Raw genomic sequence first — 20,261 nt, forward strand, 5'->3', positions numbered from 1 at the left:
GCATCACGTGCAATGAGTGAAGCCGCACAAACATTGGAAGGATGGTACGCGCTGCATGACTTCCGCAGCATGGACTGGACAGCATGGCGACTCGCCGAGGAGAGCGAGCGGAAGCATGCGCTGGACGAGCTCCACGCCTTCCTGGCACAATGGGGAGGCGTGGAGCAACAGAAGCAAGGCAGCACCGCCGTCTATTCCATCGTCGGTCAGAAGGCCGACTTCGTATTCATGCATCTTCGAGAGACGCTGGAGGAATTGAACGAGATTGAAGTCGCCTTCAACAAGACCACGTTCGCCAGCTATACATATCCCTCTTACTCCTATGTGAGCATTGTAGAGCTGAGCAATTATATGGGAGCGTCCGGCGGCGATCCGATGGAGAATCCCGAGGTTGTCGCACGTCTGAAGCCTGAACTGCCGAAGTGGCGACATATCTGCTTCTATCCCATGAACAAGCGCCGCTCGGGCAACGATAACTGGTACATGCTGGACATGGAAGAGCGCCGCGCCATGATGCGCAGCCACGGCATGATCGGCCGCAAGTATGCCGGGAAGGTGAAGCAGATCATTACCGGCTCCGTCGGCTTCGACAATTGGGAATGGGGCGTAACACTGTTCGCCAACGACGCGCTTCAATTCAAGAAGCTCGTCTACGAGATGCGCTTCGACGAAGTAAGCGCTCGATTCGGCGACTTCGGCGACTTCTACGTCGGCAACCTGCTCGATGGCGAGAAGGTCGACGAACTGCTGAAGCTGTAAGCCAATAGAGACCTAACGACCAACTTCACTTCAACAATAAACTGTCTGCCCGGTTCCATTCTTGTCCAGAACCCGGCAGGCAGCTCTTCGTTATGTAAAAAAACGCCGAAGCAACGGCCTATGCCATTGCCCCGACGTTGATAACGGGAACCCCGTTCACTCTTGATCCTCGTCCACCTGCTCGGCTTCCAGACGCTTCGCATCCAGATACTCTTGCGTCGCCTTGTCTCTGGCGCGACCTTTATCCTTCAGTCGCTCGATCGCAGGCTGGATCAGCAAGTCAATCTCCTTCTGAACCGTATATGCCAAGTCATGACGGAGCTGAGACTCCAGATAGGAGCCCACCTCCATCAAGGCATTGTAACGATCCAACTCGTCTCTCGTCAGCAGCCCCCGGACTTGAACGCTGCAGTGTCTCATTACAAGAATTTACCTTTGCGCAGAACAAGCGGAATACCGCCGATAATGAACAGGTAACGGATATCGATCATTTTTTTCAGCCATGCAGCTACGCGCCCTTTGTACTTCTTGCCGAAAGCGATGCCGATCGCTTCGCCTTTGCCCAAGGAAGCCACAGTGCCTTTATTGGAGAACTCGAATTTTTTCAACGACTGGTTGCGAATCGACGCCACCAGATTATGCGCACATACGACACCTTGCTGCATCGCAATCTGAGCAGTAGGCGGATATGGACGTCCTTCCGGGTTGAACATCAGCGAATTATCGCCTACAACGTAGATATTGTCGTTGTCAGGCGCACGCAGGAACTCGTCCACCTTGACACGGCCGCGCATCGTCTCGAAGCCCGCTTCCTCGATCAGACGATTGCCGCGAATGCCGCCCGTCCATATGACCGTGGCCGACTTGATCTCTTCCCCTTCTCCTACCACTACACCCTCAGGCGTGCACTCCTTGATCGCAGTACCGATGCGGAATGTTACGCCTTTATTTCTAAGCACATTCATCCCGTATTCAACAAGCTCCGGGTCAAAGCCAGGCAATGCAGTCGGAGCAGCCTCGACATTGTATATTTTCACCAGGGATGGATCTACGTCAAATTGCTTGCACAGCTCAGGAATACGGTCAGCCAACTCGCCAATGAATTCGATGCCTGTAAAGCCGGCGCCGCCTACGACGAAAGTCAGATAGTCGGTTCGATGCGGCTCGCGCTTATAGCGTGCGAATTGATATTCGATATGCTCTCGAATCAAGCGAACGGAGTTAATGCTCCGAATGTTCATAGCGTGCTCGCCCAGGCCAGGGATGCCGAAGGTTTCAGGCTCGCCACCTAGACCGATGACCAGGTAATCGTAGGAGAGCGTACCATCCTCCAGTATGACCTTCTTGTCTTGAGGACGAATTTGAACGACTGTCGATTTAACGAAGTCAATTTTGAACTCGTCAATCAACTTGGAGATGCTGACACGCGCATTCTCAGGATTGTCTGTACCGGCAGCAGGCATATGAAGATGAGTCGTAATGTAATGATAGTCATGCTTGTTGACCAGCGTTACATCCGCTTCATTATAGTTCAGTTCTTTTTGCAGACGAAGAGCTGTCAGCACTCCGCCATAACCTGCACCGAGAATAACAATTTTCGGTATGTTGCTCATTGTGTGATCCCATCCATTCCTTATATTCTTTTCCTCATCAGCACGAATCGCTTTGGAACATGCCGCTTAAGATTGTGAAAAATTACACAAACCCAGTCAAAAAATAATGTGTTTCATAGTTTGTGTTCAAAAACAAAACTTATCAAGGCTGCGGATCGCCAATCATTGACAAATAGTCATTTGTCTAGAGGGCGGTCGCGCTTCATCCAAAGGCCCCGTAGAGGTTTTTATATACAACAGACATATTACAGACTTTTCTAAAAAAGTTCAAGAGTAAAATATACGAAAATGTTCAGCATTGTGCACAATAAATGATTTCCCTCTCACGATGGGAAAGCTTATAATGGATAGCGTACCCAGATATTATCAATTCAGATGGAGGTGCTGTAATTGTCAAGCTCACAAGTATCGGACAACAATATTGCGGATATCATTATAATAGGCGGTGGACCGGCCGGATTGTTCGCGGCATTCTATGGAGGAATGCGGCAAGCGTCTGTCAAAATTATTGAATGCATGCCTCAGTTAGGCGGGCAGCTTGCCGCTCTGTATCCTGAGAAGTATATATATGACGTCGCCGGGTTCCCAAAAGTAACGGCTCAGGAGCTCGTTGAGCGGTTAAAGGAGCAAATCGGACTATTCAATCCGGAGGTATGTCTGGAGGAGAAAGTCGTCAACGTCATTAAACGCGACGAGCGCTTGTTCGAGGTCGTAACCGACAAAGCATCCCATCATGCCAAAGCCGTCGTCATTACGGCGGGCGTCGGCGCATTCTCGCCTAGAAAGTTGTCGCTGCCAGAAGCGGAATCGTTCGAAAAAAACAATCTTCATTATTTCGTAGGTGATCTGCAACGCTTCAAAGACAAGCACGTCTTGATTAGCGGTGGCGGTGATTCCGCAGTGGACTGGTCGTTAATGCTGGAGCCGATCGCCGCCAGCGTCAAGCTCGTACACCGCCGCGACAAGTTCCGCGCTCATGAGCACAGCGTGGAGAACTTAAGGCAATCACGAGTTCAAGTGATGACGCCGATGGAGATTACGGCGCTTCACGGTGAAGAAGGAACCATCAGGAAAGTGACGATAACGGATGTAAAATCCGGCGATGCCGAGATTATCGAAGTGGATGATGTTATTGTCAACTTCGGGTTCGTCTCTTCACTTGGGCCGATTGCGGAGTGGGGCATCCAGATTGACACCAATTCCATCGTAGTCGACTCTCGGATGCAGACCAGCATCCCAGGCATTTTCGCAGCAGGCGACATTACGACCTATCCCGGCAAATTGAAGCTCATAGCAGTCGGATTCGGCGAAGCGCCTACGGCAGTCAACAACGCGAAAGTATACATTGATCCAAGCGCGAAGCTGTCGCCAGGTCATAGCAGCAACATGAAGTTCTAACTTCCAATAAGCGCAGCTCATCGTTTATTCAATAAAAGGGTATCCTAATCTTGGACGATTACTTGCCGGTCTAATGTGTCAGACTGACGTTTCCAAGGAGGATACCCTTATGCTTTGTCCAATATGCAATGGATTAAGAACGGTTCAGGAGAATTGTTCCGTCTGTGGTGAAGAAATCGCGGATTGCGGAAGAGTTGCGGATTGGGTAGGTCCTTATTCTCCATATGAACCTGCTCTTATAACTGGTTCGTCCGTGCGGTCTGCAACTGATGACGTTGAGGACTTTGAGCCTATTTGTCATCATCTGGTATGCTGCAAAGTCTGTGGAGAGTACCGTGAGGTTGCAATCGCCTTATGGCGACAGTAGCTGCTAAAGAAAGCTGCATGACTGCCTATTAAGGCGGCCTGTTGGTTAACGCTTCAACTTCAGGCAGAATGTTTATGATCCTGATCCTTGGCTTCCAGTCCTCTGCGTTTCATCTCGTATACAAGCATACGAATAAATTCGGTATCCAGTCTGTATTCGATAGCCGCATAATACGTATCAATCAGAAGCTTATCAGAGAGCTGATCCATCTCGCTTTCCTCCTTTCCCGTTTTTCCTTAACGGCTTGTTTTTATCGTAGCATGGCTCTTATTAGGGGACAACACGCCTCTTATTCACACTAATTTGTGGATATGATGTGAATGACTTGTGCATAGCGGTGTAATGACGAGGAATGACGCCGTGGATACTGTGGACAGACTTATCCACATCATATTGGAGCAACATTTCTATAAAAAACTTTAATAGATTGATAGAAAGCCATTAATGGAATATTTTAACGGCGTTAATATTGCACCCCTATTGCGGTCTTGTATTGACTTCGAATATCCACACTCCGCCCTGCTTGTCAATACCGTAGTCGAAGCCTAGATGAGTTATTCCAGGAAACTGTTGCTCCAGCACTCTGGTGCACAACTCAGTAAGCTGTCTCAGCTTGCGCTTCTTCGCCTTGACATGCACCGGTCCCAATGATGCGCGTATCCCTTCGCCAGCCAGAACCATGTCGCCTCCTTGGCACAGATTGGTCACGAACAAGCCGCGCCTCGCAATTCTTCCTACTAGCGAGCGGTATTCCCATCTTCCATTCGTCTTCACATATTTCACCCGATAGTCGATTGGCCTTCCGTTCACTGTTGCCAACGCAATCCCTTTCTGAATCATATAGCTTCTTCTGGCGGTCTTCCCCTTCAGCGCCGCTGCAATCGCTTCAAAGCTAGTATAACGATTGGTTTGATCCCTGAGTGTATAGGCATATCCCTGTGCCGTGCGCATTACCTTAATGACCCCGCTTCCTCCTGAACCGACAATCGGCTTGATGACGACCATTCCGTGAACGTCCAACATGATTTTGAGTTGACCAGGCGAATAGCGCCTCGAAGGAGGAATATGCGGCACGATGCCGGGATGGGACATTAATGCCTCCGTCTTCGACCATTTGCTGGCTAGCTGTCGTCCTCCATGATTGGGCGGCGCTTTATGAAGCTTGTAGCCTCCTTGCAACAGCCCTTGCAACACCTTCATTGACACTGCTCCTTCCTGCCGCTATAGCGTACAACCTATCTATACAATATATGGCGGAACAGGCTGCGAAGCTTGGATGATTGTCTCTCGGAATATTAAAAACCTGCCGCAAAGCCGATTCGATCGGCTTTGCGGCAGGGCATCAATCATTTATTGCTTATTCTCCAGCGCTGCCTTCAGCTTGTCGGCCAGACTGTTCGTCAGAGGCGCATTGTCGCTATACTTCTCAACCAGCTTATGCTGTTCACGCTTATTCATACGAGCGCTATTCTTATCCTCCAGCATCTCGATAACATTGCACGGCTTACATTGCGCGAACTTGCCCGCCTTGCCGTCCCGCAGATCCATCTTCTTATGACACTGCGGACAGCGCTTGTTCAGCTTCACTGGCTCCGCCGCACGACGATAACTGCACTCCCGGTCGGAGCAGACAAGGGATTTGCCCCGCTTGCTCTTCACCTCCATCAGCGGCTTTCCGCAATCCGGGCATTTCGAATGCGTCAAGTTATGCGGTTTGTACTCCTTCGTCTCCCGCTTCACTTCCGCCACCCACTTCTCCGCCTGCCCGCGAATACCACGCATGAACGACTTGGCATCGCCCTTCCCCTTGGAGATCCGCTCCAGCTCGTTCTCCCACTTCGCGGTCAATTCCGGACTGCGCAGCTCGTCGACGACAAGCTCGATCAACTGCTTGCCCTTGCCCGTAGGCACGAGCTGATTCCGCGTTCGTTCAATCGTATCCGTAGACAGTAGCTTCTCAATGATGTCGGCCCGGGTCGCGGGAGTGCCAAGACCGTGCTTCTCCATCCTGGACAGCAGTGTCGCTTCCGTATACCGCGCCGGCGGCATCGTTCGCAGTTCCTTCACAGACGCTCCCTTGAGCGGAATGCTGCCACCTTGCGTCATCGCGGGAAGCAGCTGCGCCTGCTGCCGCTCCTCGCGGCCGCCGCGGTCATCGTCTTCATCCTCTTCGTCATCCGCATAGCTGCTGCCATACAGTTCCTTCCAGCCGGCATCCTTCTCGATCTTGCCCTTGGCGTAGAAGCGGTCGCTGGCGACAGCCAGCACGACACTCGTCTCGTCATAACGATAGGGCTCATAGAACAATGCTATGAAACGGCGCACGATCAGATCGTACAACCTTCTCTCGTCATTGCCGAGCGCAGTCAATTGCACATATTGCTCTGTCGGAATGATGGCGTGATGGTCGCTGACCTTGCTGTCGTCGACGATCCGCTTCGTGATGCTAAGCGGCTTGCGCAGCGCTTTGCGCGCGAGCGGCGCATACGGGCCGACTGCGACACTCTCCAACCGCCCCTTCAACGTCGGCGCCATATCGCTTGACAGGTATCTGGAATCCGTACGCGGGTATGTGACCAGCTTATGCTGCTCGTACAGCCTCTGCAGCACGTTGGACGTCTGCTTCGCCGAGAAGCCGAGACGCTTGTTCGCATCCCGCTGCAGCTCCGTCAAGTCGTACGCATGCGGATGCGGCTCCGAGCGCTGGGTTGTCTTCAGTCGTTCCACCTTCGCCGATGCGGCCTTGTTCACGCGAGCGGCTACGGCATCCGCTTCCTCCTTGTTCCACAGTCTGGCTTCCTGACCGTCACCGGAGCGCCACTGTCCGGAGAAGCTGCCGAAGCTCGCCGATACCGTCCAATAGGGCTTGGACTTGAAGTCCTCGATCTCCCGCTCGCGGTCCATCATCATTCCCAGCGTAGGCGTCTGAACCCGGCCGGCCGCCAACTGGGCGTTATATTTGCACGTCAGCGCCCGCGTCATGTTCAGGCCGATCAACCAATCCGCCTCGGCGCGGCATACGGCAGACGCATACAGATGATTGTAATCCTTGCCCGGCTTCAAGCTGTTGAAGCCATCCTTGATCGCCTTGTCCGTCTGGGACGATATCCACAGCCGCTTGAACGGCTTGCGCCAGTGCACCAGCTCCATAATCCAGCGGGCAACCAGTTCCCCTTCCCTTCCGGCATCCGTCGCGATAATTAGTTCCCCGATATCGTTTCGCTTGCACAGCGAAGCGATCGATTTGAATTGATGCGACGTCTCCTTCATCATTTTAATATTCATCTTCTCGGGGAGCAGGGGCAAGTCCTCCAGGTTCCACGTCCGGTATTTCTTGTCGTAATCCTCCGGTTCCGCCAGTTCGACGAGATGCCCGAGCGCCCAGGTCACCACATACTTGGGCCCCTCGATGTAGCTCTTGTTCTTCCCCTTGCAGCCCAATACTCTCGCTATCTCCTTGGCGACGCTTGGCTTCTCCGCCAATACCAATGACTTCATATATCTACTCGCTCCAATCCCACTGTCGTTATGGAGACAATACCATATGAGCCATGCCTGCGCAATGCTAGAGGCCTTGTGCTGCTAGCCCTTCTTCCGATGGTATGTTCGTCAGAATAAGCATCGGTAGCGTATCCCCTCATGCGTACGAACAGGAAAATATGGTATGATCTTTTCTGTACTTATTATTTATACAGTAAAGGAGACTTTCGAGCCATGAGACGACGCTTTGTCGCCATAATTGCCAGTATTCTCATTGTATACAGCGCATTAACCTTCTATATCGGATGGAACGTCTGGCTGTTCATGTCCCGAGTAACCGGCTGGGAAGCCCCGCTCCCGTACGGAATCGTTATTGGCATACTGGGGTTCGGCTATATCGTCGGCCGTATAGGGCAATCAACCCGCTTCCACTTCATCGCACAGCCCGTTAAGCACCTGGGCGCATACTGGTTCGGCTTCTTTCAATACGCGTTACTACTATTCCCGGTCGCTAACGTCATCGCTTTACTTCTCAAGCGAGCAGGCGCTTCGGAAGCCGTCTACATCACCGCGGTAGGAAGCATCACCGCTTCGCTTCTAATTCTCACGATGATCAGAGGCGCATGGAACGCATGGCGGCCTGTCATTCGCAAATATCAAGTAACGGTGAAAAAGGAGGCTGGCGCCAGAACGAAACTTCGCATTGCGATGGCATCCGATCTTCATCTGGGCACGGTCATTGGCAAAACTCACTTGAAACGGCTGCTCAAAGCCGTTGATGACATACAGCCCGACATGATTCTGCTTGCTGGCGATATCCTGGACGATGAGCTGGATCCTTATATAGAGAAAGGAATGTCAGACGTGCTTGGACGGCTGAATGCGCCGCTTGGGGTGTATGCCGTCACGGGCAACCATGAATATATTGGAGGCAAAGTGCCGGAATTCGTGAGTGAGATGGACGCGATCGGCATTCGCGTACTCATGGATGAAGCAGAATTGATCGACGACAGCTTCATCGTCATTGGCCGCAAGGACAAGGCTGCGGCGGGAATGGGAGGCAGGCAGCAGGATGGTGGCGGAGCGGGAAGAGCAAGTATAGAAGAGCTTGTACAGCCGCTTGACGCCAGCTTGCCTCATATTTTGATGGACCATCAGCCATCCAGCCTAGAGGAAGCCGCGGCAAGCGGCATCGATATCAGCTTGTCGGGACATACGCATCGCGGACAGATGACTCCGAACCATTGGATTACGCGCCGATTGTTCCTGCTGGATTGGGGATACAGGCGCATCGACGGCCTCCATGCTTTCGTTTCCTCCGGCTTTGGCTTCTGGGGCCCTCCTATGCGTATCGGCAGCCGCTCCGAAGTGCTGCAGATCGATGTTACGTTTGACAGGGAGCGGTAGGCTGGTGAAAGAAAGCTAGTTTCAGCGCGAGGCTGCTGTGTGCGGTGTTATGGCAGTATTCGGCGAGGAGCTGCGGCGTCCTTGTCATCCTTTAAGCTGCCGTTTCATCTGTGGAAGCTTGTCCATCCTGTCCGTCAGTACAGTCTCGCTCCATACCGTGCTTGCCGCCGGCTCGAAGGCTTCAATCTTGCTTATATGCGCCTCCACGATCGTCTCCAGATCGACGCCCTTTTCCTCCGCCAGCGCTGCAATGGTCTTGCCATCCCTTAAGGATGTCCGCAGCTCTCCATGCGTCATGCCCAGCGCCTCTGCTACTCCGTCCATCATCCGATATATTGTACAAGATCAACTTTTTGCATCGCCTACATGAAATGGCGGGATCATCGGCGCATCGGCATGGATACGGGAGCCAAGCACTTCTATCGGCTTACTCTAATGGATCTGTCCAACTAGCTTTCCTACTCCTGCGCAACGCATACCCGCTATCGCTGCATCGACTTCAAGGTGGAAGCATTGGACTGGTCGATGGGAAGACTGACTCCTCACGCTATGCGGAGTCGGTTGCGCCGGCGTTCAGATTGTTCCGCCGATATTCGGTTGGCGTAACGCCTGAGAACTTCTTGAAGGCGCGATTGAAGGAACTAAGCGATAGATAGCCGACCTCCTGGGCGATATCCTGTATGCGCAGCTCCGCCTGGAACAGCAGATCCATCGCCTTCTTCACCCTGAATTCGTTCACGTAATCAACGAAATTAATGCCCGTCTTCTCCTTGAAGTATGTCGACAAGTACCCCCCGGTAATGTTCATCTTCTCCGCCACCCCCTCCAGGGAGATCTCCTCCCTGTAATGCTCCTCCATATACTCGGTGACGAAATGCACGATCGGGTCATGCTCTTCCTTCTTCAGGCGAATAAGCCGGCCCGCCTCGCTTAGCAGCGTATCGAAGTAATCGTGAAGCTCTTCAACAGTATGGATGTGACTGATCACTTCCGGAAGACCGCTCACGCACACCGTATCCAACTGCAAGGCATGCAGCTTGCGGAACACTTTGCCCGTAACTTCCTTGGCGAATTCGTGGAAGTGGGCTCTGCTGTATTTTTTCGCCATCTGCACGGTTAGCTTCTTCAGCGACTGTATGACATGCGCATCATTGCCTTCATGCAAGTTCACGTCAATCTCCTGCTCGATCGAGCCATACGGGAGAAACGGCATGTCCGGCTCTGCTCCCGGGCCGACAATCCGCGTCTCATCGTCAAATGGGCGATGACGCGTCAATTGCTGCACCTCGCGATAGGCATCCTTCATTTCGTTCGCTTGCTCATAGAGTGAGCCTACCGCAATCGTGAAGAAGCAATACGTGCGGTCTTCCGCCAGCACGCTGCATATCGGATGCAGCGGCTCCATCACTCTCTCCTCCGTCTCATAGCCGTACACGACTGCCAGAATCTGATCCCCTTCAATCTGGAAGATCAGCGTATCCATATCCGTACGGCGGATCGTCTGATAGATATACTCACGGATATAATAGCTGGCATCCTTATGAAGCTCCTCCTGGAAGCCCTGACGGAAGTTCAGATCGAATAGCACGAAGCGATAAGGACGGTTGGAATCCTGCTCTCCATGCACATAAGGCAAATTATCACGAATGCGCTTCAAATTGTTCATGAACGAATAGTAGCGCAGCTGATCTCGCTTCTCCTCCAAGTCCTGCAGCACATCCTGGTTCATTTGCATCATGCGGCTAATATTTTTTTGAATAAGCTCGAATTCATTGCCTTTTCCATCTTGCGAAGAGCCCGTCCCTTTTCGAATCGTTTCCACAATTTTCCGGACAGGATTGCTATACCTTACACTGAAATAAATCGAAGCCACAGTGCCGATAGCCGTAGCCAGCACAAGAAGTACGATAAGGAGAATGTTCAGTCGCTCCATCGGTTTGGAGACGCTCGTATCGGGAACGACGTTCACATACGTCAATCCTGTCGCCGCGCCTTTCTTATAGAAGTAATAGTTATCTCCGCTCTTCATCCAATTCCGTTCGGAGTCCAGGCTTGGCAGCTGCGCAGCCGGGTCGGAATCGTAGGCCAGCAATGCGTTCCCCTGCTCATCCAGTATATACAGGTTCTTGTTGATCGACTGGTGCAGTTGGCTAATCAGTCCATCCGCATCGATCAGCGCGAGAATGAAATAATCTGTGTTCCATTTATTTTTCATCATGAAAGGGAACACGCTCGTTCGCTTCTCCTCTTGAGACTCGACAAAGCTGGTCATCGCTTGCAGTTTCATCGTGAAAGGCTGTTCCAATTGCTCCAGCCAATAGGCAGGAGGGTGCTCCGCATTGCTATGATGCTTGCCGAACATCGCTTCCCCGCTGCTGCCTCTAACCTTGTCCAATGCAAAGTTGAGCTCTTTGTTATACAGAATGACATCATGTAAATACAATTGCGAATTGTTGGTGATCGCATAAAGCGCCTCGATCAACTTGGCTGCCTTGATGTAATCCAGTCGAGAGGATTCCGTGAACGCCGCAAAGGCTTCGTTATTCAATTGCATATCCATCAGCACGCTTGTCAGTGTCTGAAAATACTGTTCAAAGCTTCGGGTGGTCACATTCAGATTGGCATAGTTGTATTTAACAATTTCCTCGTGCATGCTTTTTTTATACATCCATAGTGAAGCCAGACTGAAGCCGACGAACATCATAATGACAACCATGAAATTCAAAAACAATCGGAGCATTAATCTCCTGTTGCCAATCGCTCTTCTTAATCGCTGCTTCATGCCCCAATCCCCTTTCAAATCGCATTACTATCAGTACTTGTCATTTTTTCGAATACTGCGCAAAATTGCGAAAAACCCTTGAAAACGCTAACAAATCACAATACCGATTATTTTCTTGCAGGTCACTATCTTATACGATAGGCCCATAAGCTTGCAACACCAGCACAACAGAAAAAGAGGAGAGGAATGTATGAATAAAAGAATTGGAATGCGGCTGTGGAAAGAACGCTATCTGTTCCTGCTCCTGCTGCCGGGGCTTATGTATTTTCTTGTATACCGCTATCTTCCTATGGCCGGCAATGTCATAGCCTTTCAAGATTTCAGCGCGTTTCGCGGGTTCTGGCAGAGCGAATGGGTCGGCTTCAAACACTTTGCCAAAATATTTGAAGACCAAGAAGTCATACGCGTCATATGGAATACACTTTACCTGTCTTTCCTGCAAATTCTGTTCGCCTTCCCCGTATCCATCGTGCTAGCAGTCATGCTCAATGAGGTGCGCAACAAGGCATTCAAAAACATCGTTCAGTCCATTGTTTATTTGCCTCACTTCCTGTCATGGGTTGTGGTAATCGGGATCGTGACAACCTTCCTGAAATCCGACGGCATCGTGAATCAGCTGCTTGGCGCGCTGTTCGGAATGGAAGCGATTCCATTCCTGCAGGACTCCTCGTGGTTCATGCCGCTAATCGTACTGGAGGTCATCTGGAAGGAATCCGGCTGGGGCACGATCATCTTCCTGGCTGCGCTCGCTGGGGTCAATCCCAGTCTGTACGAAGCAGCAGTCGTCGATGGCGCGAACAGATGGAAGCAGATATGGCATATCACGCTGCCTGCCATTCGCAGCACTATCGTTATCCTTCTCATTCTGCGGCTTGGCAGCGTTCTGGATGTCGGCTTCGAACAGATCTTCCTGATGCTCAATCCGCTTAATATGGATGTCGGGAATGTGCTGGATACGTATGTGTACTTCAAAGGAATCGAGCAATCCGACTTCAGCTTCGCCACCGCTGTCGGACTATTCAAATCATTAGTCGGCCTCGTGCTCATCGTAGGGGCTAACCGACTAGCCAAGCGCTTCGGCGAAGAAGGCGTATTCTAAAGGCAGATAGGAGGAATTACGACAATGAACATTCATACGCCAATGGACAGGCTGCTGGGCGGCGTCAATATTGTATTATTGATCTTCGTCACGTTAGCGATGCTGTTCCCGTTCTATTACATGGTCATCGTCTCATTCACGTCGTATGACGAATTCGTTACGAAAGACCTGCTACTCTTTCCGGAGCGCTGGGTGACCGACGCCTATACGTTTATTCTAGGCACGAAAACATTTTTCCGCTCTATTCTGGTCACAATCTTTGTAACGGTCGTTGGTACGCTGCTGAGCCTGCTGCTGACGACGATGATGGCCTACGCCCTTACACGCAACATTACCGGCCAACGCGTCTTCTTGTTCATGGTGCTGTTCACCTTCGTATTCGGGGCAGGCATCATTCCGACTTATATGGTCGTTCGGGAGACCCAAATTCTGGATACGTATTGGGCGCTTATTATACCGACAGCTATCAACTCGTTCAACCTGATCGTCATGCGTCAGTTCTTCTTAAGCATTCCGAAGGATTTGACGGAAGCCTCTGTCATCGACGGTGCGAACGATCTGCAAATATTCGGCCGTATCATCGTACCGCTCTCCAAGCCGGCTCTCGCGGCGTTCGGCCTGTTCTATGCTGTCACGAACTGGAACACTTACTTTAACGCGTTGCTCTATATTTCCGATCCCGCCAAGTGGACTGTACAAGTCGTGCTCCGCCAGATCGTCATTCTGGATCAGGCCTCATCCTTGTCGGACGGCGCTCAGATGGCGCTTGGACAGAACCCGCCACCGGCGGAGACGATTGGCATGGCAGCTGTACTAATCGCCACCATTCCGATTCTAATCGTCTATCCATTCCTGCAGAAGCACTTCGCGAAAGGGGTGATGCTGGGATCCGTGAAAGAGTAAGGCTTGTCGACATGCCCTGCTATTGAATGAAAGGCGGTCAAACGATTATAGTGATAAAAGGGAGGACAACGATCTTGAAAAACAACAAAAAAATGCTTACTACCCTGCTAGCCGTATCCATGACAGCCGGACTCGTCGCTTGTTCCGGCGGCAATGACGCATCTCCGGGTACAACCGGTTCCGCATCCGATGGCCAATCGGAGAAGAAACAGACGATTACATGGTTCGAAGGAACATGGGAAAGCCCTGTGCCAGAGCCGAAGAGCGATGCGGTAGCGAAAATCAACGAAAAATTCAATGTTGACTTCCAGCCTCAGTATATTCCTTGGGATACCTATGAGGAGAAGCTGGCCGTCAAGATGGCATCCGGCGATCTGCCCGATGTCATCGGCATGGAGGAAGTAAACTCCAACTATGTAAAGTGGGCCCAGGATGGCGCATTCCTGCCGCTGGAAGACTTGCTCGACGATTATGATACGATGAAAATCATCCCGCCATTCGTAAGGGATTCCTTAACCGTCGATGGCCATATCTACGGCGTTCCGACATACTTCTCCGCGAAGGGCGGCAAGAAGATGGTGATCCGTCAGGACTGGCTGGACAAGCTGGACCTTACGATGCCAACCAACTATGAGGAATTGAAGCAAGTTGCCATTGCATTCGCCAAGCAAGATCCGGATGGCAACGGCAAGGACGATACGCTTGGTCTGGGCCTTGCGAAGAACATCTATTATGATCCGCAGAACGGCGCTTACTACCATAATGATGCCTGGTACCACAAAAATGAGAACGGTCAGTATATCCCGGGCATGATCTCCGAGGCGAACAAGGAGAAAATCCAGTTCCTGATCGATCTGAGCAAGGAAGGCGCCATCAGCAAAGACTGGGCGGTTACGACTTACAAAGACGTCTTCAAGGAGTTCAACGCTGGCAAAGTCGGCATCTGGTACGAGCAGCCGGGCGTACAATCTGCCAACGGCATCTACCCGCCAACGTTGATGGCGAACGCGCCTGAAGCGGTAGTCGCTCCCATCCCTCCGTTCATATCGCCTGACGGAAGCGAAGGGTTGAAGATGGGCTCCGGCTGGTACCGGATGTACCTCGTCTCCTCCAAGCTGAAGGATCAGCCGGAAAAAGTGGCGAAAATTTTGGAAATGATCGACTACATGCGCGGCAGTGTGCCGCTCAATGAGCAAAATCCGCAAAACGAATTTTTCGATTGGAAAATGGGCGGCGAAGGCGAAGGTTATATGATGGCAGACGGCCTCGCACAGAAAAATCCGGAAAAGCGCTCCATGACCGCTCCGGCCGCTTATATTCTGGACTTCAGCTGGGCTGAGAACGACGTCGACCTTGAAGAATTCATCGAGCTGTCTCCTACCCAGGAAGGCAAGGACTTCAATCGAATGATGACGGACATGCTGAAATCGACGAAGTGGTATATCGATCCGTCCAGCCGCATTATCGCGCCTGGCTATATGGAAAAGAAAACGGAATTGAAGAAGTATATTACGGATGAGACAACGAAGATGATTATCGGTCAGCGCTCCATTGACGAGTGGGACAAGATGGTCGAGGAATGGCTGGCGAAAGGCGGTCAGGAGGCGATCGATGAAGTGAACAAGGCGATTGCCGACAGCAATCTGCAAGGGGAATGGCAATAACGAAGCAATGAAGGCAGTCTGGCGGGCTTATGCTCGCCAGACTGCCTTTCTTTCGTTACGTTGACCGCTCCTGAAGCACACTCTTCATATAACTTCTGCTTGCCATAAGGAAATAAAGAAGCTGCATCGCAATATAGATGCCGATGACGACGAAGGAATACGACCAGTTCGACATTTCCATCATATTATCCAGCGACTGCATCGCGAACAGGGCGTGACTAATGCCTACCGCGCATGGAATGAAAAATACGATGGCGATCTGGGAGACGATAATGCGACGAATCTCACCTCGTGTAATGCCGATTCGCGACAGGCTGCGGAACTGCTCGCGCTCCTCCTGCAGCTCCGTGAACAGCTTGAAGTAGATCATGCTGCCCGCAGCGACGAAGAACAGCAGGCTGATGAACATGCCGATGAACAGCGTCAGCCCCATGGACTGGTTGCTGGAGACAAATCTCTCCGGTCGGGACATATCCACTTCGTCAGCCAGCTCTTCAGGAACAAGCTGCCGTAGATGGGATATTGCATCTGCGGCTTGCTCCCACTTGTCCAGCTCATAACCGTAGAAGACGAGACGCTGCTTTTCCGGTATACCATTGATCAATTCGCCATAGGTGTGATCGTCCATCACGAACGTCAATCCGTTCGATGATACCCAATTATTCATGACGCTCTCTTGATGGATTCTATCCACAGAGAAGGTCACTTTTTTCCCATTCAACCCTCCATGTACAACTCCGGAGGACATATCCATCTCATTCCTATAATGCCGATAAATGATAATTAGCTTGCCGGACTCCACTTCAATCGACGTTTTCCCTTGTTGCTTCGCCATCGTATTATAATCCGTATTGGAAATGATCATCCCGTTCGACTGAGAATCGGCTTCCGAAGGCCTGCCGAATAGAAGACGGTCATCCACATAGACTTGATAGCCCTGCAAGCTTATACCTGTCGTGTTCATCTTGTGCTTGACTGTAATCCCGTCCTCTTTCAGAATTCGCTGCAGTTCATCCGGGTTCAGCACTTCATGGGTATGAAGCCCCTTCTCTACATAAGCAATCGTATACGGAGACAGCTCCAGCATATCCGCCTTATTCTGAATCGAGACGATATATATCGTCCCCATCGCCGTCATAATGACGGCGCTCATGATGGAGACAATGAACAGGATGCGGGCATTGTCCTTAATCTTATACCCCAACTGCGCAAAGATGAGCATATTGGTCCGCTTGTAATAGAGCCCCTTGCGCTTGCCTGCCCAGCGCAGGAGCAGTATGCTCAGCTGTGTGAAGAGGAAATACGTGCCAACGACCACGGTAACCAATATCGGCAGCGCAAAGACGCCGAACGTTGCAACGTCCATCATGACGGCCATCACATACCCCGTTGCGAGACTAATAACGCCAATTGCAACGAGAATGGGCGAATAGCGCAGTTCGCCCTTCGGCTTCTTGCCCGCCTTGAGCAGCTCGATGATTTCGGTGCGGCGCAGCCGTATGACTGTCCAGAGGGATATGACAAGGAACAAGACAGAAAAACCAATTGCCGTAGTAAGCAGTGCCTGCGGAGGAACTGTGAACGGAATAGGCTCCGTTAAATCCAGCAGCGCTCCAATCGCCATAAAGAACAGCTTGCTGAAGAGCATGCCGATGCCGATGCCTGCCGCTATCGCAAACAACGCGATAAATATATTTTCATACATAATCAGCTTTCGCAGCTGCATTCTGGTCATACCGAACAGGGAGTAAAGTCCGAATTCCTGCTTCCGTGTCTTAAGGAAGGCGGAGTTGGCGTACAGAATAAACAGGAACGAGAAAATAATAATCAAATACAAGGCGAACTTCATGCCGTCCTTCACTGCGGAAGCCCCTACAATATAGCCGCTCGTCACTTCAGGGTGAAAAATGAAAGCTGTATACATATAGAAGATACACACGGAAAAGATGCTGCTGAGGAAGAAGGCGCTGTAAGAACGCCAATTGCCTCTTATGCCGCTAAGCGCGAGAGAACGGAACGTCATCGAAATTCCCTCCCATAACGCTAAGTGCATCCAGTATTTGCTGGAAGAACGCCTGCCGGTTGCTTCCGCGTCGAATTTCGGAGAAGAATCTGCCGTCCTTGATGAACACGATCCGCTGGCAGTAGCTTGCCGAGAATGGATCATGCGTAACCATCAGAATCGTCGCTTTCAATCGCTCGTTCATGTCCTTCAAAGCGTCCATGACATCCTTCGCCGCCTTGGAGTCCAGATTGCCTGTCAGCTCGTCAGCAAGCACCAGCGAAGGCTCATGAATAATTGCCCGGGCAATAGCCGCTCGCTGCTTCTGGCCGCCGGATACCTCATAGGTGCGCTTGTCCATGATAGGCGCAATCTGCAGAAGCTCCACGATTGGCTTCAGTCGCTGTTCAATAACTTTCGGAGCCATCCCTTCCATAACGAGCGGTAAAATGACGTTCTCCTTGATCGACAATGTGTCCAGCAGATTAAAGTCCTGGAAGACGAAGCCAAGCTCTCTTCGCCGGAACAGAGCCAGCTTGTTGTCCGTGAGACGTGTCGGATTGATCCCGTTAATCTCCAGCTCTCCGCTCGTCGGCCGGTCGATTGTGGCAAGCAGGTTCAGCAGCGTCGTCTTGCCGCTGCCCGATGGTCCCATAACGCCAACGAATTCTCCTGCTTCTACTTGCAGATCAATATCTTCCAGCGCTTTATAGGTGACATTGCCTTTCGTACTGTATATTTTGCCTAGCCCTTGGGCTCGAAGTACACTCATTGCTTCTTGATCCTCCCTAATCATTCGTCATATCGTTCTCGTGATAGGATCAGTATATACGGAAGCAGTGCAGGAACCCATCGATCATCCTTTCATTGTTCCACTGGAACCTTACAATTCTGTCACTCTGACATGACGTGAATACCGGCGGGCTTGAACGATAGACTGAACGTAGTGCCCGTCCCCGGCTCGGAGGACACCGAGATGGCGTGTCCCAGCTTCATGCACACTTGCTTGGTCAGGTAAAGCCCCATTCCCGTCGATTCTCCGCTCGTCCGGCCATTCTCACCAGTGAAGAAAGCATCGAATATGCGGGACAGCTCTTGCTTCGGTATACCGATGCCTTCGTCGATAATAGCCAGTACTACTTCTCCCCCAGCATGCTCCGTTATTCGGTAGATCAGCTTCTTGGAGCCGGGCTTGCTCTTGCTGTATTTGATCGCATTGCTTGTCAGTTGATTCATGACGAAGATCATCCACTTCTCGTCCGTCTCCACCCACGCTTCGCCTTGGATCCGGGGATAGATGGCGTACTGAATGCATAGCCGCTTATGGGCATTGACCGAAGCTCTGATCAGATCGTGCAGCGGCTTGCGGCGAATATGCACATCCAGCTCGAACTTCTCCAGTCTTGCCGTATGTAGCATCATCTCCAGCCCGCGCGTCATGCGTTCTGTCTCCTCCCTGACGCTGCGGGCAAGCTCTCCAAGCTCCGCTTCGCCGATGGCGCTCGAGCCTTGCGCTTCCTGCATATGCAGATCGATGACGGATATCGGCGTCTTCATATGATGCACCCATTGCATGACATAATGATTGTGCATCTCCTGCTGGCGCCGGTAGCGTCCCAGCTCGTTCAGATAAGCGCGATGCTGCTCCTCCAGCAGCTTGACGACAAGCTGCTGCTCGCTCGTTACGGCCGCTCCGATCATCATCGACGCTTGCAGTTCGTCAGATTTGATAATGGCTTCTTTCAGTTCATTGTAATAATGCCGCTGTCTCACGTAATCCAGTACGAGCCATACGCCAAGCATGAACAGCGCCAGCAGCACGAAATAGACCATCGTCCCCGTCTCCACAAGTCCCGGATGCCGTGCCGTCTCCAGCAGGAAGAGGCTTGTAGCGAGACCGATTATGACGATTATGAGTCCCATATACAATAAGCGGTCCTTCAGGAACAGAATAAGCGACAATCCCTTGCCCGTCGTCTTCATGTTGCCGCACCCTCGCGCAATACATCTTCAGACAGCTTGTACCCCTGCCCTCTCATCGTCTCGATCACCTTCGGCAGCCCCAGCTCCTCCAGCTTCTTGCGCAGCCGCGTCACATTGACCGTCAACGTATTGTCGTCGACGAATTGGACGTCGTCCCATAATGCCTCCAGCAACGATTCGCGGGGAATGACATGGCCCGGCTTCCGCAGCAGGCATTCCGCAAGCAAGCCTTCATTCTTCGTCAGCTCGATTTTCCGCCCCTTCCATTCCAGCTCGCTTCGGCTCAAGTGAAGCTTCAAGCCATGGGCCGACAGCTCCGAAGAGCCGTATCTCACGGCTGACCCGCTTCCGGCAAGTCCATCTGCATCGCCGCCCCCCGTCTTCTCCGGCAAAGCTGCATATTCCCCGTATGCGCGTCTTAGTGCGCTTCTAACCTTCGCCATCAGCAGCTCCAGTTGAATCGGCTTCGTAATATAGTCATCGCCCCCGTTCTCGATGGCCATCACCTGATCCATCTCCCCCGCGCGTGCAGAGATGTATATAATCGGCATGCTGGAGCGCATTCTGATCTGGCGGCACCAATAATAGCCGTCGAAGTATGGCAAGTTGATATCCAGCAGTACCAAGTGAGGGGTGAACGCCTCCAATTGCGGCATCAGTTCGCGGAATTCGCTCGCCGCAGCCGCCTCATATCCGTACTGCTCCATTCTCCCTCTCAATATCACCGCGATCTTCTCATCGTCTTCCACAATAAATATCCGATACATCCTGATTCTCCACCTTCTTGAATAGCCACTTGTACCT

General features: G+C 51.7%; 17 protein-coding genes. 6 read left to right on the plus strand and 11 right to left on the minus strand.

Translation table 11 applies throughout. The features are described 5' to 3' along the window. Positions 1–12 precede the first annotated feature (12 nt). A complete protein-coding gene (gene hemQ / locus ACFQ2I_RS13225; RefSeq protein ID WP_377564816.1) occupies positions 13–759 on the plus strand; it encodes a hydrogen peroxide-dependent heme synthase in 747 nt (248 codons plus the stop codon). 156 nt (positions 760–915) lie between these two features. Here hemQ and ACFQ2I_RS13230 read toward each other — a convergent pair whose 3' ends face one another. Both ACFQ2I_RS13230 and ACFQ2I_RS13235 read right to left on the minus strand, forming a co-directional pair. After that, positions 916–1,179, minus strand: a complete 264-nt coding sequence (locus tag ACFQ2I_RS13230) for a hypothetical protein (protein WP_377564817.1) — start codon at positions 1,177–1,179, stop codon at positions 916–918. Beyond that, entirely contained in the window at positions 1,179–2,372 is a 1,194-nt protein-coding gene (locus ACFQ2I_RS13235) for an NAD(P)/FAD-dependent oxidoreductase (RefSeq protein WP_377564818.1), read from the minus strand. The genes ACFQ2I_RS13230 and ACFQ2I_RS13235 overlap by 1 nt, the downstream gene beginning before the upstream one ends. A 390-nt stretch (positions 2,373–2,762) precedes the next feature. Between ACFQ2I_RS13235 and ACFQ2I_RS13240 the strand changes: the two genes are divergently transcribed. Next, entirely contained in the window at positions 2,763–3,770 is a 1,008-nt protein-coding gene (locus ACFQ2I_RS13240; protein WP_377564819.1) for an NAD(P)/FAD-dependent oxidoreductase, read from the plus strand. 426 nt (positions 3,771–4,196) lie between these two features. On the opposite strand, the gene sda is transcribed toward ACFQ2I_RS13240, so the two are convergent. The 3 genes from sda to ACFQ2I_RS13255 all read right to left on the minus strand — a co-directional run bounded on the left by sda (position 4,197) and on the right by ACFQ2I_RS13255 (position 7,635). Continuing rightward, a complete protein-coding gene (sda, locus tag ACFQ2I_RS13245; protein WP_377564820.1) occupies positions 4,197–4,346 on the minus strand; it encodes a sporulation histidine kinase inhibitor Sda in 150 nt (49 codons plus the stop codon). A 268-nt stretch (positions 4,347–4,614) separates the two neighbouring features. After that, positions 4,615–5,337, minus strand: coding sequence for a YheC/YheD family protein (locus ACFQ2I_RS13250; RefSeq protein WP_377564822.1), 723 nt, complete (start codon positions 5,335–5,337; stop codon positions 4,615–4,617). A 150-nt stretch (positions 5,338–5,487) separates the two neighbouring features. Next, the gene (locus tag ACFQ2I_RS13255) at positions 5,488–7,635 is read right to left on the minus strand and encodes a DNA topoisomerase III (protein ID WP_377564823.1); all 2,148 of its coding nucleotides are present in this window, start codon (positions 7,633–7,635) and stop codon (positions 5,488–5,490) included. Between the two features lie 216 nt (positions 7,636–7,851). Between ACFQ2I_RS13255 and ACFQ2I_RS13260 the strand changes: the two genes are divergently transcribed. Continuing rightward, positions 7,852–9,024 (plus strand): metallophosphoesterase, encoded by a 1,173-nt coding sequence (locus ACFQ2I_RS13260; RefSeq protein ID WP_377564824.1) that lies wholly within the window; start codon positions 7,852–7,854, stop codon positions 9,022–9,024. 84 nt (positions 9,025–9,108) lie between these two features. On the opposite strand, the gene ACFQ2I_RS13265 is transcribed toward ACFQ2I_RS13260, so the two are convergent. Next, complete coding sequence (locus ACFQ2I_RS13265) at positions 9,109–9,348, minus strand: hypothetical protein (RefSeq protein ID WP_377564825.1); 240 nt, start codon at positions 9,346–9,348, stop codon at positions 9,109–9,111. Between the two features lie 223 nt (positions 9,349–9,571). Continuing rightward, on the minus strand, positions 9,572–11,806 hold the full coding sequence (locus tag ACFQ2I_RS13270) for a helix-turn-helix domain-containing protein (protein WP_377564826.1): 2,235 nt from the start codon (positions 11,804–11,806) through the stop codon (positions 9,572–9,574). Positions 11,807–11,996: 190 nt separating this feature from the next. On the opposite strand from ACFQ2I_RS13270, the gene ACFQ2I_RS13275 reads away from it, so the two are divergent. The 3 genes from ACFQ2I_RS13275 (at position 11,997) to ACFQ2I_RS13285 (ending at position 15,472) form a co-directional block, all read left to right on the plus strand. Then, positions 11,997–12,905 carry an ABC transporter permease gene (locus tag ACFQ2I_RS13275; RefSeq protein WP_377564827.1) on the plus strand — a complete coding sequence of 303 codons (909 nt, stop codon included), beginning with the start codon at positions 11,997–11,999 and terminating at the stop codon, positions 12,903–12,905. A 24-nt stretch (positions 12,906–12,929) separates the two neighbouring features. Continuing rightward, positions 12,930–13,808, plus strand: a complete 879-nt coding sequence (locus ACFQ2I_RS13280; RefSeq protein WP_377564828.1) for a carbohydrate ABC transporter permease — start codon at positions 12,930–12,932, stop codon at positions 13,806–13,808. A 74-nt stretch (positions 13,809–13,882) separates the two neighbouring features. Next, entirely contained in the window at positions 13,883–15,472 is a 1,590-nt protein-coding gene (locus ACFQ2I_RS13285; protein WP_377564829.1) for an extracellular solute-binding protein, read from the plus strand. 55 nt (positions 15,473–15,527) lie between these two features. On the opposite strand, the gene ACFQ2I_RS13290 is transcribed toward ACFQ2I_RS13285, so the two are convergent. From ACFQ2I_RS13290 to ACFQ2I_RS13305, 4 genes are all read right to left on the minus strand, one after another. Next, the gene (locus ACFQ2I_RS13290) at positions 15,528–17,495 is read right to left on the minus strand and encodes an ABC transporter permease (RefSeq protein WP_377564830.1); all 1,968 of its coding nucleotides are present in this window, start codon (positions 17,493–17,495) and stop codon (positions 15,528–15,530) included. Next, complete coding sequence (locus ACFQ2I_RS13295; RefSeq protein WP_377564831.1) at positions 17,470–18,246, minus strand: ABC transporter ATP-binding protein; 777 nt, start codon at positions 18,244–18,246, stop codon at positions 17,470–17,472. Before ACFQ2I_RS13295 ends, ACFQ2I_RS13290 begins: the two co-directional genes overlap by 26 nt. A gap of 122 nt (positions 18,247–18,368) precedes the next feature. Beyond that, positions 18,369–19,457, minus strand: coding sequence for a sensor histidine kinase (locus ACFQ2I_RS13300; RefSeq protein ID WP_377564833.1), 1,089 nt, complete (start codon positions 19,455–19,457; stop codon positions 18,369–18,371). Next, complete coding sequence (locus ACFQ2I_RS13305; protein ID WP_377564834.1) at positions 19,454–20,224, minus strand: response regulator transcription factor; 771 nt, start codon at positions 20,222–20,224, stop codon at positions 19,454–19,456. Before ACFQ2I_RS13305 ends, ACFQ2I_RS13300 begins: the two co-directional genes overlap by 4 nt. Between the last annotated feature and the right edge of the window lie 37 nt (positions 20,225–20,261).

This window comes from Paenibacillus chungangensis (genome assembly GCF_042675905.1).
Lineage (GTDB): Bacteria > Bacillota > Bacilli > Paenibacillales > Paenibacillaceae > Pristimantibacillus > Pristimantibacillus chungangensis.